Annotated in this window: 2 protein-coding genes; one reads left to right on the top strand and one right to left on the bottom strand. The window is 43.4% G+C overall.

Annotated elements, in window-relative coordinates:
• Positions 1-171: 171 nt before the first annotated feature.
• Positions 172-780 carry a cob(I)yrinic acid a,c-diamide adenosyltransferase gene (cobO, locus tag A3756_RS16660; RefSeq protein WP_082865318.1) on the top strand — a complete coding sequence of 203 codons (609 nt, stop codon included), beginning with the start codon at positions 172-174 and terminating at the stop codon, positions 778-780.
• Positions 781-809: 29 nt separating this feature from the next.
• Here the strand turns inward: cobO and A3756_RS16655 are convergent.
• On the bottom strand, positions 810-1,400 hold a 591-nt coding region (locus A3756_RS16655), incomplete at its 5' end, for a class I SAM-dependent methyltransferase (protein WP_068554007.1).

Here is a 1,400-nt window from a genome sequence, read left to right as displayed (position 1 = left end):
GAGATTCCAGCAGTAAGAAATCAGCATATATTTTCCGTGAATGGTGACGTAATGCATCGTTTTTCACTTCGCGTGATTGATGGAATGAAGTCCGTTTGCAGTGCTTTAGATCAAGTCAGAGCCCGCTCATAAAATAAATAATCTAACCTACCTTCCTGAAGGAGTACGACCTTGGAAAAGCAAGATAAAAATGCTTCACATAAAAAGAAGATGCAAAAACAAAAGGCCAATGTAGACGCTAATATCGAGGCAGCCAATATTGAACGTGGTGTCTTAATAGTGCTTACAGGAAATGGCAAGGGAAAGAGCAGTTCTGCTTTTGGCATGGTTTTGCGGGCCTTGGGCTATGACCATAAGGTTGGAGTAGTACAGTTTATCAAGGGGGCACAGCTTTCAGGTGAAGAGCTTTACTTAAAAAACAAATTGCCAGATGTAGACTTCTATCAAATGGGGACTGGCTTTACCTGGAACACGCAAGATCGAGAAGCAGATATCGAAGCGGCCGAAAAAACCTGGAAGGTAGCGGAGAAAATGCTTGCAGATGACAGCTACAACTTGGTCGTGCTGGATGAGCTGACCTATATGATTGCCTATAAATACCTCGAAGAAGAACGAATTCTTTCTGCTTTGCGAGATAGGCCTTTTGAGCAAAGCGTGATTGTTACCGGACGAGGTGGTGGCTCTGCGTTGCAGGAGTTAGCTGATACGGTATCAGAGATTAAAGAGATCAAGCACGCCTATAAGGCGGGCGTTAAGGCTCGTGAAGGGGTTGATTATTAGGCGCTGAGCAAAAGTAAATGAGTACTGTTTTATCTTTTGATTAGCAATACTGTGTCGTAAGAGATGACCTCTAGCTGGCAGTCGAACAATGCAGCAATATATTGAAAGGTTTTAACGGAATAGAAGCTGATGTGAGTTGGGTCTTTCGTATACTGCCAATTCACGATGCCTTGCTTTGGGGGTTGTTTTGTCATAATGCCCAAGACTCCTTTCTTTTTCAGCATCTTAAACAAGAGCTCAAATACCTCTTTTGGCTTGCTCAGATGTTCGACAACCTCTGTACTGGTAATAAAGTCGTAGCGGCCACTTAAAGGGCTTTTGTCTGGCATGTAGAAAGGATCGTACTCTTCTACGTTAAAGCCCTTTTCACGCATCATGATTGATAAAGTTGGTCCGGGTCCGCAGCCGAAATCAAGCCCATTGGCAAAGGGTTCTAGTTGAGATATCAGCGGCATAGATAACTTCTCTAGAAAGCGCCGATATCCTTTGTCTTCGGGGTTGTTTTCATGCAAATCATAGATTGATTTTTCATACCCGGGCGAGATGTGAAACTGCTTAGGAACAAATATCAGGTCACAGTGCGCACAGTTAAGGTATTCTCTGTCTACTTTGCTGTGTGA

This window comes from Oleiphilus sp. HI0086 (assembly GCF_001635225.1).
This window is presented reverse-complemented; position numbering and strand designations above follow the sequence as displayed.